The following is a 16,124-nucleotide window of genomic DNA, read 5'->3' on the forward strand; positions in this document are numbered from 1 at the left end:
CCCAATTCAGACAAAGACCTTGGCTCAACTATCTGTTATTTTTAGTGACCGATTAAAACTCAATCTTTAAAAACCTGACACACATTATGTAACACTACCCAGCAGGCCACGCCAAGTCTAAATTGAACACACTAGTTTCTTCTTTTATACTTTTCTATTTCTAATTTCAAAAGATCTGTGAAAGACTTTTCCCGAAAGGGAATACGATAATCTGTTTTACAAGGATTAAAATGCTCTTTATTTTTTAGCCCGACAACTAATTTCTCAATTTGAGATATGCTACTTATTCTTTCAATTATATACAGTCTTAACGACACGGGTGAATGAAGATCTTCCCATAATGTTGGTTGCAGATCAAAGCATTCATCAAAAATGAAATAAGGTATATGCAAAGTATCACTAGAAAAATCAATACTATTGATACTATCTACATATGGTTGCAGCTGAATTGACCTATCGAAGTATTGCCCTCCCAAAGAGTCTCTGTAGCCACTAAAAAGGCTAGATGATTCATATTTAATATTTGTACTTCTTTCGTTTTCTTTACAAGCAGATAACAGTAAGAACAAAAATACTACGCATACATTTCGACCCCTATTTGAGAATCCTGCCATTAGCTTTAACTTTAGTCTTTCCATTATTATATTCAATCGTTGATGATCCAAGCTCTTTTGCAGCCCGTTCATTAGCGTCTTTTTCCAAATCACTCTTCTTGGGATCCATGCCATTTTTAATGTTCTCTGCAATTCCTTCGCTAACTTTATTGACTGCATTCTGAAACGTTTTCCCAAACTGCGCTTGTCGACCTTCCCTAAATGGTTACTTAATTCAAAGACCTTATTGCCTTGTATGAACTTAATTTAAACCTGAATCTAATCCACGTAAATTTACAACAGTAGAAGGCTGCGCATCCTCCTAATTGGTAACCAATGAATTAACGCCTAAACGACTGGAACCATACAGGTGTACCTCTGACCTTAACAATTTGCCGCCATTGACGTCAGAATCTCCCTTTTCATAGACGGCCGCCGTTCCTCCGCGATGCTAAAGCTAGACATGCTTACCATAAATAACAACGTCCAACGTTAGCTGGACGTTATTATTTATTATATAAAAGACTCAAAAAAATCATTTAGTTATGAGCTCTCATTATCGTGAGGAACCTAATCAATAATTTTACTTTTATAAACTAGTTTCCTATCTATTATTAGTTGACCAAAATATACTACTTCTACCAATTTGGCTGATGTCCGCTTGTATCTATCACAATTTTTAACCCATTCATACCAACTGTATCTAGCTTATGATAATGATTCTTCCAAAGGGAAATGATTAGTGTATCTCCTGCTACCCTCATATCACTAATATAACTCGATTCACAAATCAATTTGTGGGTTTTATCAGTTTTCAAATCAATAAAGCAAGGAGAAAAGCCCGTGATTAAACTATAGTGGTATATTTCAACTTCTGACTTTGCATCTAAACTGATATTCTTAATTACAATTCTTTTATTATAATCTGGCTTCTGATCAGCATCGATAAAAAAGTTACAACTAGTTAGCAGAATAACAAAAAAACAAGAAAAATAAAAATTTGCTTTCATAATTTCTAAGGTCTATAACCATAATAACCAAAAAATATTGCGCTAGCTGACAAAGTATGTTCACCGTAAAATGGCCATCCTGCGTTATAACCATTTCCATGGTTCTGACTCTGATTATACTTACCCGCCTTCCGCATAACCACCTTGTAGTTAAAATCCCTGCCAAAAGTGGGAGGACCAGCAGAATGTATATTCATACCAAATAGCACATTGCCAAGTACTCGCAAGCTGGTATATGTGTTATTTACATAAGATACTCCGCTGTATTTATTCATGCCGAAACTCACTTTGATATCTAATATCTCGCCATTAGCAGAATATTTAGCCAAATCCATAAGCATTGCAGCGCCTGGCTCCCATGCAGTCATCTTATAAACAAATTCCCGATTTAGTTTATTAAGCAATTGTTGCCCATTGAGTATCGCCTTCAAATTGATATTATAACCATCTTTTGACAATTGCGAAGGTATATGATTATCAATACGTTCACCATATGCGGGCGTTGTAAAGGTACCCGTTACATCATCCGTATTCATAAAATCAAACCCTAGGAGGGTTTCTCCAATTTTTACTCCACTCTTACGCCCCATCCTTTCCAAAATTGATTTATCAGACTTCTTATCTTCTAAAAAACCTTTCCAATTATTATAATCTACACTCTTTACCCGAACAATATCTCTACCCTTATCTTTCATGTTAACATGAAGGACTCGATTATTCCGATCAACAATTGTTGTGGTATCACCATGCGGATCAGAAAACAGTATAGGACCATTCTCAAATGCCGAATATGGGCTGAAAGAAATATTAGGTTTCGGATCAAGATTCCATCTCCTTCCAATCCTAGAGTCATATTCCCAAAACTCCGCAGTATAACTATTACCTTCTCCTTTTATCTAATAACTCCTTTCTTGCCCATTAAACCCATAGCGGTAACCGCCTACGCAACTTCCCTTCTACAGATCACCTGCACTTTTTTTTTCAAAGAACAGGTTCCAATATATAGTTTCTCATTTCATGTATACGCCAGTTACTTGTTTCGGATAGTTTTGGGCTTTGTTTTGTTACGCAAACTCACCCACAAGTAATTGCCACATCTGCTTCCTATTCGTCAGGCCGAAGATTTACCGCTAGCTTCCTTCACATTCCTCCTCACGGAGGACACCCTTGCCTTAGGTTAACGCATCCCACTATCAAGGTGCGTTCGGGATTTTCACGCTAGAGTTTGCACCCATGCCGAGCGCAAACAAAGAAGTGGTTGTCTCAGTATGTGAGACAACCACTTCTTCAAAATAAATCTTCTAGACTATTATCTGACTTCGCGAACTAATTGCATCTAGCTACTATAAAATTCTATTTTTTACGGACCGTATCTACGGCTATCAGCGGTACGATTTCATTAAATATTACTCTTTTTTTGATATTAGAATCAATACAACTCATCCTAATATACAATTTGGCATTACGTCGATCTCCCAAAGAAGACTTGTATCTATATACTTTATAAGGGGCATATTCATCATCATTATAAGTATCAATTCGCTTATAAGAAATTCCATCAGTTGAGAGCTCAATTTGCATATCTTCAAAAACTCTGTCTGCAAATAAGATGTCTGAACGTAGACTATCGCCGTTAGAGTATTCACGCGCAAAATGTCCAACACAGGGCGTACCATGTTCCCCAATGAGGTGATGTAGACTGTCGTACTTTCTATAAAATGCGACATTTCGAGCGCTGTTCCTAAATGCATATTTTTTCAAACTTCCATCTGCATAGGTTGAGAGTTCCTCACCCCACACGGCTCCGTTACGAAAGGATATAATACCAATAATGGCATCACGTGACATTGTAACAACCTGTCCACTAAGCTTCTTTTCAATAATAGTATTGAAGGATATTATGTTTTCACTATTACCTTTATAAGAAGCTTCAAAAAGTATCATACCACCATACCCTTGAGGTATGAAAAATTCCTTTATCGGTAGAGTCGCCTTGTTGTTACTTTGACAAGACAACTGGAAGAAAATAGAAAGCAGAAAAAGCATTTTTTTACAATTTTCCATATCAATTATTTATCTATATTCACTTGGCGGAAGGTCATGTCTTTCAATTGTATCTTCGGGCACGCCTGAAGACGGAACCCAAGTATTTGAGCTATCTCTAAATACTCCCCCACAACTCTCACAATAAGTATCTGATTTTTTAACATCTTTTGGAATAACTACTTCAACAAATCCTATTCCTTTATTGCCGAGATCATATTTGCTTATATACCTCTTGAACATTTCAAGTCCAGCTTCCAGCTTCCCTAAATTGGATCCCTTGCCAATTAACTCTATAAGTCCCTTCCTTATTGTTCCGATATCTCGTACCTCAAATGCATTCCCTGTCATTCCAAGGCCATCTGCAATACCATCTGCAGACTCCATACTCCCGTCCACACGCTTTGCAGATGGCTCAAATTGACTCTGAGAACTTGCCCCTGGAATGCCATCTGCTTTTGCTGATGATGTAAACATTATACCACCTTCACGCTCCGGGCTTTTATGGGGAGAGAAGAAGTCAGCCGCCTTATCCATCCAGTTGGGCTCTCGAGGAATAAATACGGTTAAAGTCTTTCTTACAAGCGCCCCATCTGTTAATTTTCTAGTTAAATTTATAGTGTATTGGTCACCAATTCCGTACTTGCCAACTTCATTGTAATATGTGTGAATTCCATTCATGCCACTATAAAAATGCCTCCCCGACCTTAAGGATTCCATTTCATAAAACGTTGAATTAACAAGCTTATTATTCTCACCATACTCGATATCTATTTGGAAATACCGTTCTTCTGATCCATCAAGATCGGTTGCCCAAACCGGTTTATTTCCAGCAAATTGATACGGTGTATACCAAGGATAACTCTTCGTCAACGGGTCTACCGACAAGAACCTCCCCACTCTCGGATCATACACCCGCATCCCATAATCCTGCTGATTCCCTTCACCCTTCACCTCATTATCATTCTCCTTCCCATTAAACCCATAGCGATAACCTCTTATTTTTACGTTCCATTATGGGGGCTACCAACAAAAACAGCTGGCGAAAATCTCGTCCAGCTGTTTAGCATTTTATCGAACGTTCGGACCAATTGGAACCATTACATCCTAAAAATATTACCAATACTTCAAATAGTCGCCTACATTTCAATTATTCTACTCATCACCAACTTTTGTGTTGGATATAATGCGGCAATCATCGCAAAGTAAATCAAACTCTCCAAACATTTTTTCCGGGAGCTTCCAGTCACCATCGCAACACGGACATTTTTCATCAACCCGATTATTTCTATCATTAAAAAGATAGAAATAACACTTCTTCCCCGTCAACTTCTCAATTTTCTTACAAATTTCCAACCCTTGTTTTGATAAGGGACTATCGACTGAAGAAAGATAACTATAAAATCTTTCCTCCTCTATATCTCCGCGCCGCCAAGTGCCATAAATTGCACCATAATTATCTTCCCAAAAATTGATATCGTTATATGACTCACCATCTGTATAAGTATACGGGAACTCGTACAAGGGAATGGATTCAAAACTGTTAAAAGATCGTAAAGGTGATTGACCTCCCCAATAGAGAATAAATGCGGTCGATTTTGAAAAGTCATATATAGGCTCTTCACCGTCTGACAACACTTTGAATGAAAAGCTTAATCCATAACCTTCGCCTAACCTAGTAAGCCAATTATTCACATACTTGTTGTTATACTCAGTCAATAATGACCGAATAGAAGGCGTGTATGCATACAGCTTTACAGCATCATTTTGAAAAATATATACGTCGTTGCTAAGCGAAATCTGGCCGTTCCGTTTTAGGATACTTATAAAGGTGGAAGCATCTTCCAAAAAAGATTCCTTTTCATCTTTCAGGAGCTTTCCCTTGAAGGATAGTTCACAAGTCACCATAATTTACGTTGTTTTATTTTCCTTTAACTTTTTCTCCATTTCTCTGGTCATTATTTCAGCCTGTTCCTTCTCCCACTCCTTTAACGCCTTATTATATTCCTCGGCCTTCATTCTGAGGTCCCTGTACCTGGAAGGAGAAAGAGGTACTACAGTCTTGAAATGATGGTTGCCGTATTTTTGTATTTTGCTAGCCTCTGATCCAGCTCCTCCTTCCCAATTGCCTTTTCCATATTTCCTATTCATTAACCTTTTTGCAAACGCTTTACCGTCCTCATTGGCCCTCGGTCGGTAGCCTTCAACCCAGTCGGGAATATCATCTTTCTGTTTTTGCCCCTGCAGTTCCTTTCCTGACTTTTTCGTTTTATACTCTCCTGTATACGGAGTCTCACCTTCTTCAGGCTTATCATACTCACCTTCCCTATATGGCGTAGCATTAACCCTGCCAAAAGGTTGCCCTCGGTTAACTAGATATTCAATGTTAGCTTCAGGAATGCTCACAACACCTGGATCAGACAAGTCTATTGGCATACCTTCCGGTGCCCGCAAACCCGAAATAGGAGTAGTAGGCGCGGTAGGGCTTTGAGGCATTACTATGGGCGGCAATGGAATTGTAGGTGGTGGAGTGTAAGGAATCGTTACTGTATTAGGCACTTTTAACGTATTAGCCCACTCCCAAGGCAACGCAAGCCATCCCTCTAATCCATCCAAATCAATTAATTGAATTGGATTATTACTTGCAAACTGATAAGGTGTTAACATAGCATACTTGCTAGTAAGAGGATCCACACTCAAAAACCTCCCCAGCCTCGGATCATAGATTCTAAATCCATAATCCTGCTGATTCCCCTCACCCTTCACCTCATTATCATTCTCCTTCCCATTAAACCCATAGCGATAACTATCTAAAAGTACAGTCAATACGGCTATGAATGAGGCATAAAATATAATAAAAGGAACTCCAAGAATAGCGGAGCTGATTCATTTCATCAAATTATCAACCGGACATTCATATAGTCAACCCATTGGTCTTTATAGCTTTAACCGTCACAAATCAGCTTTAATTGCCAGACTCCTTACTCCACCGTAATCAATATTAAATTAGTAGATCTGCCTTTAAATATGTTCCTTCTTTATTGCGAATGCCTGGCGAAGCGAATTATTTCAAGCATTACTCATTTTATCTAATGTCCACCGAACTTGCAATAATCTTCAAGTCAGACATATTTATATTCTGCCTAATACTTGATAAAGCCCCCTCTGCCTTGGTGTAGTATGCCGATACACTCATCGCACCTACCACAAATTGTTTTTCCCCTGATTGAATAATAAAGAAGTTGTTATATACGCTTTTCTTATGAAAACCTATACGCAGCTTCTGAATCTCAATGTCAGACATTTTACTAACAGAAATACCAGCTAGTGAAGTAGGGATATTTAAATAGAAAACATCAAGAAATTCAATTTCTATGTATTTAAAAGTATCGGGGATATCACTCTCTCCTCTAAGAACAAGTACTCGATGCCCATCCATATAATCCCACAATTCAAATTTTTGTTCTGATTCATAAATTAGCATAACTTCTTCGTTTAATTTCCTAAGACTGATGAATTGAATCGATACAACTGCCATAGATTCGGAAGGCGTAATACATCTCTGTATCCATTTTCTCAAGAATCTTGTTCATCATACAGTTACTATCGGTTGAATTCTAGATGGTTTTAACTCAGCTCTTATACTGGACGATGATGGTGTAGTATTTACGTAATAGGCAGATAATGTCGACCCTATAATCACATATTCAATACCCTCGGACTCAATAACAAACCCTTTACTCCCTTGTTTCTGTTCCTGGAATTGAAGTGAAAAAAAATCTCCCGTTCCTTGTGGCAGTTCTTTTATTGTTATTCCACGCAAGCAGGTAGGAATATCCAGATAGACAACATCAACAAATTTGATATCGACATACTTAAATTTTTTATTAGCTACGGCTCCCCCCCTTAATAGTAATACCATAGAGTCTCTTACAAAATCGCAAATATTGAAGGTAGAAGTAGATTCGAATATAATCATACTCAGTATTTTATAGCCCTAATCTTAAATTTACTTTTTTCGTTATATCTTCTCCCATATGGTAAAAAGATGTCTTAGTCCTTAACGCGTCGTTTCTTAGGACTGTTTGCAGTTCCCATTGGGTTATGGTCCCTCCTCCTGGCAACCTGAAGTTTATACTTTTCTTCATTTTAAATAACTTTTTTGCGTCCATTTCAACTATTTGGCCCTGCCATTTGTGGAAAAAAGACAAATTAAAATGAATTGATGGCGCCTTAGTCGCTTCCTGTAAGAAGCGGTCCTCGTAGCCTTGCATTGTAGTAATTCCCCAATCCTTCCACGTTGAAAGACCTCTCTCCGCTGCAAAATCATCTAAGAATTCGCGCACACCCAACGCTAATCCTCTAAATTGCGAGTTGCTGTTAGCACCTGCCGCTCTCATCCCCTCAGAAAACGTTTCACTCGCCAATGACATGCTCAACTTTCCTGCGCTTTTTTTCCCCATGATGCCAATTGCACCTTTAGTAAGAGAACCTGCCTCGCGAAGAATTTCACCACCGAAAACGTCAAGACCTAAACTTAAAGATGCCATTGCGTAATTCCCTCTCATATATTGCATCCCGGCCGTATACCCTGGAATTACACCGAATGTTGTCTCATATGCATCAGCGGTCTTGTCCACTGCTTCCAATATAGCGTCTGCTTTTGCACTTGCTTCCACTCTTTCAATCGCTTGCTCCGCGGTTTGTGGCTGATGAAAGCTAATACCTATTCTTGCCTTTATCAAGTCCCATATTGAATTTGCATCACCACCTTCCAGTCCATCAATATCGATATTTTTTAAAGGACTGTTACTAGAGAACTGGTATGGCGTAAGTTCGGGATACTTTTTTGCAATAGGATCCACACTCAAAAACTTCCCTAACCTCGGGTCATACACCCGCATCCCATAATCCTGCTGATTCCCTTCTCCCTTCACCTCATTATCATTCTCCTTCCCATTAAACCCATAACGATAGCCACCCGCATTATACCCCCTACCTGGCATCTGCATACCAAACGGATAATACTCATTCGCCGAAAGCAAATCAACATCATATCGCAGGCTCGCCCCTTGTCCAGCCAGCACTTTCTTATCAGACACCGTAGCAAGTACATTACCCAAATGATTACTTAACTCAAAGACCTTCTTGCCGCGTATAAAACTGGCTATTTCTCCGGAGCCCAGACCCGGTAAAGAGACTGTACTTAAGGCCCCTGCGTTCAACTCCAGCTCCGGCCTTAAAACTCCTAATCTATTACTACCATACAAATGGCTTTCTGAGAGCCGGACATTGCCATCAGGCGTAAGCGTATAAACGCTCATTACATTTCCTGTAGCATCCCGTACATACCAGGTCGTTGTATCATGAACAGTCTTACTGATACGATTACCGCTCACATCATAACTGTAATGGATCGTATCATTGCCCGATTTTACAATATTAGCAATTTTACCATATAATGTCCAGTCAATTTTCTCAATCTTGCCGGTAACATCTTTTACGAGATTACCGATGCTGTCATATGCATAGTTGCCAGGCAACTGTTTATCAATATCACTCTCATAATTAGCAACATTTACAGCATCATCAACGTAATCCAGCTTGTTTGTGCCAGGGCGATATGCATAGGTAAGACTGTCCATACCCAGTGGCTTATTCGCAAAAGTCTGATTACCATTACGGTTGTACTTAAGAATGTTACCATTAGGATCATAGCTGACAGACTCTTTGAAGTCTTCCAACGCTACAGGTGTCCAGGCATTTGTCGCCGTGTTCAGGCCCTTGTAAGCCTGCATTCCTTTTATACGGTTCAGAGCGTCATATCTGTAATTATACAGGAGTGGATCACCCAAACCTGCTATTGACTGACTAATAGCACCAATATTACCATTATACAGGGGTTTAAAGTCGCCTGCCGTGGCTGCAAAAGGCACTTTATTGCCATTAATTGGCTTATAATCAGTACTGTAATAATTCAATGCGAAACCAAATGCATCTCCGGGTACCACAGAACCCGCCTTTCCATCAGCTCCCTGGTCACTTTCTGAAGTCAGCGCAGTACTGTTTACACCCTTCAACCAACCCTGCAAAGTATACGCGTAATCAATGCCCTGGACCTGTTGCTGACCGATCACCGTACGGGCCAGCGGACCATGCTTATAATACTGGTAGAAGGCATCTTTCTCCCAATACACCCTATCCTGGCTGGTTTCCACACTTGTCAGCCTGTTCTCCGCATCATAATTATACCGGTGATAAAACGCATCAGGTGCGCCCGGCTGATAAGCTACCTCATTTACCTTACCGCTAATTAAATCATAGTTATATGCCGTCCGCTTGAAACGGTGACCAGCGATCTCCATTTTCCCTTCTTTATAGTCCTGCAGGAGGGTATCGACATTTCCGAGAACGTCATATGTATAGAAGGTAGCAGTGCTATGATCACCACCATTTACTGCAGCCGCATCTTTATATAACGCCGACCAGGATACCCGGTTACGAAGGTTACGCGCCGCAAAATCATTCGCAGTAAAGAACGGATACGCGAGGTCATAAGTCGTCTTTGTGATCTCGCTGCGGCTGTTCGACACGCTATTGAACCAGTTGGCGAAGTTCGCCTGGTCACGGCTGATGACATCCGTCATTACAGTACCGGAAGACAATTCCCCGACTTCTGTTATTCTTCCGAGATCATCATAACTGGTATAACTGTAGTTATTGAATGGTTGCTGTTTTGAGTTCTGTGATACTACCAATCTGCCCAGCCTGTCATACCAGAACGCCGACTTGCCTGCGTCCGGTGTCTTTTGGGCTACAACGCCATTCAAAGTGTTATACCGGTACTCCGTTGCCATTGTATGAGCAGGAACCAGTCTCACACCTGCAGCCTTCGCCACTTCCACACTGTCTACCCAGGACTGTCTGCGGTTCTTCACTACCCCCGCCGGCGGAATGGTCTTCACAAGATTTCCGGCCTGATCATAATAATACAAGGTGTAATGATATTCGCTAAGCGAGTATCTCACGGCAAACTTCTCCAGTGATGCCGCTCTAAGCATTGTACGCATGTAGTCGGCATCAAAATCAGTTTTTATGGAGTCCGCATAGGTATTATATATTACCCTTGCAGCACTTTCCGCAAAGAAGGTGCTGTCTGAACAAGCGGTAGTCTCGTCGATCTTCACCGTCGGGAATACCCCCAGGTTGCCACACAATAAGGGCAGCCCATTTACCACATAACAGCTGTCAAGCCCCGGACATCCAGCCTGGCTTCTCACGGGTGTGCATGACTTTTCTGCCAGCGCAACAGCACTGATCCAGCTTTCGTTAAGATCAGTCATATTCGGCGTGCTGATTGCCTTACGAACAACAGATGCATAGATATCGTTGGTCCTGATATCCTCAATAGTGTCTTTACAACCTGTCTTACCTCCGGCAGTAGCAATCATTAACAAAGCCCGGTTATTCAGGATTCCGGCTCCGGCAATAGTGCCGTCGGGGTTCTCCGTAATGTTGCGGATGTAATCAGCTCCATCCATCCGTACATGGCTTGACCACAGGATACCATTATTCGCATTGATCTTGTGCAGGTATACATCCCTGGATGAACCGGCAGGGACAGTTTGTGCCGCCAGGAAGCCTCCGTCTGCAGCGGCGATGCCACTAAACACATCAACTTCTCCGCTCCCGGGAAGATCGATCTTCCGTGCAGACAGCACTGACCCGTCCCCTGTAATGTCTAAGAGCACACCTGAACGATCTCCCAATAGTTTATAACCTGAAGATGTCTTAACGATGCCACCCGCAACATTGTCGCTACCATTGATACCGTAGCCGCTTATATTCAATATTTCACCGGCAGACTTACCTTGTTTCATAACAACCGCATCATAATTAGCCCCTGCTGCACTCATTGAGGTCGCTATGACTAATGTATCTCCGTTCTCCAGCAGTGTGATCGCTTCTTTTTTCTCCGGAGAGGCAATGATCTTTGACCATTTCAGTGTACCATCATTGCTCAGCACCCCGGTCACCCATTCAAGCGGATTACCCTGTGATACACTCAATCCGGCAAATGCATAATCTCCTTCACTCGTCTGGATGATATCATAACCTTTACCTTCATAATTACTACGGCCCATTGTCATGGCCTTGTTCCACTCCACACCCCCCAGGCTGTCCAGTTTAGCCACCATCAAGGCACCTGCATCATAGCAATATGAATTGGTAGACCCTATAGCTATATATCCGCCATCTGCGGTCTGTCTTATACGTCTAAACTCCTCATGATTTTCTGCGCCGTAAGTCTTAGCCCACAGGAAAGTACCTGTTGCATCTGTTTTGATCAGATAAGCATCTTCCTGGCCGGCGCTACATCCTTTGGTCGATCCCGCCAGCAGGTACCCACCATCTCTACTGCGGACAATGTCCTTAATGTCATCATCACCACCATTAGAATACGTACTGGCCTGAGCATTTGTACCTGCCCTGGCAGGTTTGCATACAGTATAGCTATCGCCCGTCCCTTTTGTACAACTGTCCTGCAGGAAAGACAGGTATTCCCATGCCTGCTTATCAAATCCAAGACGGTTATTCATATAGGCGGCAAAGAATTCATTCTTCCTGTCCTGCAGGCTATCGTCTGTTACTATCTCAGGCTGAATGCCATATGTTGCTACAAACGAGGTGAATAAACGATTCACGTCCTCACAGGTAGCACAGGCCGGGGCCACATTACATTGCAGCAACGCCGGAATACTAATCTGCTCAGGCAACCAGCTGCAACTACTGTTGGCAGGACTGCTGCAGGCCGATTCCAGCATATCCAGGTCTGCCTGGCTGATGGTTACACCTCGCTTGCGGCTCAGGTAAGCCGAAAAGGTTTCGGAAGGCTGTTTCAGTGATGTATATTCCCGCCGCAGTTCTGCTAACTTGTCACATTGACAATCAGTAGGTCGGGAATAAGCTGGCTGATCGCCATAACTTACCTGACGATCATATGGTTTGGGCATCGTAATGACATCCGCATTACAGCTCATGTTCTTTGCAATACCATGCTGAAGGTTATATTCGTTTATTACTTCTTCAAAACTGTGATACTGATAGATACTGCCTGGCCTTATAGTACTGGAACCATTAGGGTGATCGCGGTCTGCCCCCTCCTTACAAACCTCCAGCAATTTCGGGACGATCTCGTTGTCGATCGCAGACTGGCTGTAACAGCCTGACAACTGCTCTGCCCAATAGGAAACATAGGCACGGCAGTTTTCATCGTAGGTACGGCTCTCCATTGCAGTAGCAGAATCTCTCATCGCTTTCTCCTCCGGAGCCCCCACCATATTACCGAAACCGGCATTTGCAAGCTGTTCACTGCTGGATGTAAAACGGAGCTGTTTTCCGGCACTCAAAAGATCATTTACCTTTGCACCGCAATTGATCGAGTTCAGGTAATCGTCCAACACGGTACGTTTAGCGGCCAGGTACATACTGCGGAAACTACGCCATGCCATATTCAGGTCCCCCTCGCACATTTTACTTTCGTCAAAGGCCAGGACTGGTGAATTGTATTGATTTACACAGTTCTTATCGATCGTTGTGCATTTGATAGAGGTGGCCGCGACGCTCCACATCGTGTAACCCGAACCATTACAGTTCTTCAAACGGGATTCCAGCGCTGATTTGAATTTAGCGGACAAGGGATCTGTATTGGTTCCAGGAAACGGGATCCCGTCCATATTCGTCGGATTCAGATAACCTTTGCTCCTGGCCTCTGCATAAGAATCAACAGACTCAAAATCACTGCTCCATTCCTCGCTGCTACGGTATTTACTCTTTTCCAACAGCTTACAATACTCCGGATGCAGATGCAGCAAAGCCGGCGCCCAGGAGGTTTTGAATGCTGCTGCAAAATCGGCGGGTCGCAGCTCCTGCGGATCTACAAACCGCCCACTGCCTTCATCGTATACTTTATCCGGTCTTCCGGCTTCATCAAGATAATGGATGGCAGTATCCATATAAGCATACGTCGTATCGCTGAGGTCCAGGTAGAATACTGAATATTTGTAGGCGGTATCGCTGGGAATCGCATACTGACCTGAAGGCGCTATCATATCCATCAGCATAGCATCTCTCATGGCGTCTGTTTCGGTACCGGAACCGCAAAGAATAGTACAGGCATTCAGGGCGTTGTTGTATGCAGCCAGTGCCTCGCTACGATAGGAAGCCGTGTCCGCTACAGGATAAGCATTTTCCGACATATACCTGTCGCGGTAAGGTTCCCAGTCGCCAAGGCTTGCCAGACATCCGGCACAATCCGGCACACACTGGACACTACGCATGCGGGTCAGTTGCTGCTGCAGGACGGTATCGTAACTCTTGCACACACTGCTCTTCAGTAAAACACTGTCCCTGTAGTAATCCATTGCCGCTTTGTTAATTGTCAGCGTTTTCGTGAAATCATAACTTCCTTTTTTCAGATAAACATCAAAGGTGACATCTATTGGTTTAGGTATCTGATTACAGTCCACACTGATACTATCCAACCTGGCCTTTACAATTTTTTCAAATGGCTTCTTATCATCAAAGCGCTGATTGAACGCATCGTCAGTGATGCGGATCTCCAGATCGTACAGTCCTGTGTAGCAGATATTATTGCCATTACAATCTTTCTTCTGCAATACAGGAGGAGTCAACTGATAGGTAAATGCGAAATAGCCACTTTCCGATACAAACTGGGAATGCCGGCTGCTGATCCTCATATCCGTAATCGTATTCTGTCCAGGGCCGGAAAGTGAATCAGTAACAGACAGGCTGTCCCTGGATGGCAGGTCTTCCAGTCCCCTGTTTTCAGGAGCTCCAGCCAGGGCTGTGGCGATAGTACGACCATGCATATCAACATATGATACAGAGGTCTGTCCATTCCCGTCAGTCACTGTGTTTTTGAAGTAATGTGTATTGTCACCCACCTCTGTACCAAACAGCGCATAAAGGTCTTCTTTAGCAGCAGTATTATATGTGTACTTTGTCTCGTGGCCACTGCCCAATTTAAAAGCCTGTCCTACGCCGCCCTGACGCAGTATCCTTCCTGTATTATCGGCCGTATATTCAGTTTCAGTATAAGCATAACCTTCTCCGTCAGGGATGAACTGGTTGAAGCCAATATTTTTCTCAGGGTTAGCAGGCGAGTAATACTGGTTAGTACCAGAAGATGTGCTCATCGGCGCCGCGGCAGCTGTCAGGTAGTTTTCCGGAGCAGCCAGTGAGTCATAATAGCTTTTGTCGTATTCTGCCCCATTTATAGCAGCGTTCAGATTATGTGCGTATTGCAGCACCGTATTCAGCGTAGGAGCCGGCAACACCTGTATGGCAGGGCGTCCCTGATAATCATAGAATGTTTCAGCAGCTACCACTGTATTCGTGGTATTGTCTTTCGTTACCGTCTGACGCCCCCTCAGGCTTCCGTCGTAGTACTGCACCACTACTTTCCGCTTTCCATCTTCAGCAAAAGAAATAGTAGATTGCCAGTTCAGTGTTGGCTCATGTCCGCCAAACTGATAAGCGCCCAGACCTGTTGTGGTGTCAGAACTCCAGGCTGTTTCTATCCGCTGATAACCTACCTTCTCCTGTACACCTCTTACCCGGCAATAAAGCGTACCGGCGTCATCATACAAAAGCGGGATACTATAAGTATTACCACCGATAGTTACACGGGTGGTGTTATTTTCAAATATAAGGGCGGGGTCGGGGCTGGAAGGGTTACCGTAACGCCCCAAGGAAAGGGCACTCTGGTCAATATATGCCCACTCAAGGTCATAGACATCCGCCCCAGTCATCACAGGCCAGTTTACCTCCAGTTCATTGGTAGTATCTGCTTTAGCGGGATTGCCATAAATATATTTCACAGCATTTGCCTTACAGGATAATTTATATACCGGATAAACTTCCATCTCATTCAATACCAGCAATGCGGGAATAATATTCGCCTGTACCGTGGAGATTATACCCAATACTTTTACCTTCACCCTGTGAGATCCATTGAACACGAAACTACTGCGCATGGTATAAGTACCCGCGGTATCATAGTTAACAGAAAGCTGTTGATCAACAGAATCTATTGAAAGATCAGCAAGAGTATAATAAATACGCAGGGTCGCGGTTGCACGGAAAGAATCCGGCAAGGGCAATGTTGCGTATTCATTTATACTGAATGTAATAATGTTCTTTACCTGGTAAGGCGTATCAAGCCTGCCTGCCAGTGCAGTATTAAAATAAACTGAATCTGACACAGTAGTTGCCGAGTCAACTGTCAGCTGTCCTTTTGCGCCGTCCAATATGCGTTTAAGGGTAAGGTGGCCACCGGCCTGCGCACGGGCTAACTGTGGCAAAGCTGCCAGTAACAGGAACAATATTGCTTTCAGAATGGTTGTAATTCGCCTCTTATAATTCATAGTTCCGGGATACGCTAATTCTTTTTCTT

At 42.6% G+C, this 16,124-nt stretch carries 10 protein-coding genes; all 10 read right to left on the minus strand.

Annotated elements, in window-relative coordinates:
- Positions 1–131: 131 nt before the first annotated feature.
- Complete coding sequence (locus MYF79_RS21130) at positions 132–773, minus strand: hypothetical protein (protein WP_247809829.1); 642 nt, start codon at positions 771–773, stop codon at positions 132–134.
- Positions 774–1,231: 458 nt separating this feature from the next.
- Complete coding sequence (locus tag MYF79_RS21135; RefSeq protein ID WP_247809830.1) at positions 1,232–1,603, minus strand: hypothetical protein; 372 nt, start codon at positions 1,601–1,603, stop codon at positions 1,232–1,234.
- A gap of 5 nt (positions 1,604–1,608) precedes the next feature.
- Positions 1,609–2,298, minus strand: a complete 690-nt coding sequence (locus tag MYF79_RS21140) for a hypothetical protein (protein WP_247809831.1) — start codon at positions 2,296–2,298, stop codon at positions 1,609–1,611.
- A 658-nt stretch (positions 2,299–2,956) separates the two neighbouring features.
- Positions 2,957–3,667, minus strand: coding sequence for a hypothetical protein (locus MYF79_RS21145; RefSeq protein WP_247809832.1), 711 nt, complete (start codon positions 3,665–3,667; stop codon positions 2,957–2,959).
- 9 nt (positions 3,668–3,676) lie between these two features.
- Positions 3,677–4,600 carry an RHS repeat-associated core domain-containing protein gene (locus tag MYF79_RS21150; protein ID WP_247809833.1) on the minus strand — a complete coding sequence of 308 codons (924 nt, stop codon included), beginning with the start codon at positions 4,598–4,600 and terminating at the stop codon, positions 3,677–3,679.
- Positions 4,601–4,801: 201 nt separating this feature from the next.
- A complete protein-coding gene (locus MYF79_RS21155; protein ID WP_247809834.1) occupies positions 4,802–5,554 on the minus strand; it encodes a DUF2310 family Zn-ribbon-containing protein in 753 nt (250 codons plus the stop codon).
- Between the two features lie 3 nt (positions 5,555–5,557).
- A complete protein-coding gene (locus tag MYF79_RS21160; RefSeq protein WP_247809835.1) occupies positions 5,558–6,472 on the minus strand; it encodes an RHS repeat domain-containing protein in 915 nt (304 codons plus the stop codon).
- Between the two features lie 259 nt (positions 6,473–6,731).
- Positions 6,732–7,184 (minus strand): hypothetical protein, encoded by a 453-nt coding sequence (locus MYF79_RS21165; protein ID WP_247809836.1) that lies wholly within the window; start codon positions 7,182–7,184, stop codon positions 6,732–6,734.
- A 54-nt stretch (positions 7,185–7,238) separates the two neighbouring features.
- Positions 7,239–7,625: a hypothetical protein gene (locus tag MYF79_RS21170; protein WP_247809837.1), complete on the minus strand. Its 387-nt coding sequence runs from the start codon at positions 7,623–7,625 to the stop codon at positions 7,239–7,241.
- A gap of 10 nt (positions 7,626–7,635) precedes the next feature.
- Entirely contained in the window at positions 7,636–16,095 is an 8,460-nt protein-coding gene (locus MYF79_RS21175) for an RHS repeat-associated core domain-containing protein (protein WP_247809838.1), read from the minus strand.
- Between the last annotated feature and the right edge of the window lie 29 nt (positions 16,096–16,124).

Origin of the sequence: Chitinophaga filiformis, assembly GCF_023100805.1 — a bacterium.
GTDB classification, from domain to species: domain Bacteria; phylum Bacteroidota; class Bacteroidia; order Chitinophagales; family Chitinophagaceae; genus Chitinophaga; species Chitinophaga filiformis_B.